We start from the raw sequence: 235 nt of genomic DNA, 5'->3' as shown, positions 1-235 counted from the left end.
GCTAGAAAAAGAAAAAGAACTAGATAATAAATTAAGAGAATGTCAAAAATCTAATGAAAATAAGAACAAACAAGAAGAACAAAAGAGACTTGATGAAGAAAAACGTAAGCAAGAAGAACAAAAAAGGCTTGATGAAGAAAAACGTAAGCAAGAAGAACAAAAGAGACTTGGTGAAGAAAAACGTAAACAGGAAGAACAAAAGAGACTTGATGAAGAAAAACGTAAACAGGAAGAA

The 235-nt window shown here is 30.2% G+C and carries 1 pseudogene; it reads left to right on the top strand.

What is annotated here, in order from left to right:
- Nucleotides 1-235: pseudogene (locus tag MR170_RS32890) on the top strand (hypothetical protein); the annotation flags it as partial.

Source organism: Bacillus cereus group sp. BfR-BA-01524 (assembly GCF_022662595.1).
Taxonomy (GTDB): Bacteria; Bacillota; Bacilli; order Bacillales; family Bacillaceae_G; genus Bacillus_A; species Bacillus_A thuringiensis_S.
The sequence above is the reverse complement of the archived record's forward strand: the minus strand, read 5'-3'. Positions and strand labels throughout refer to the sequence as shown.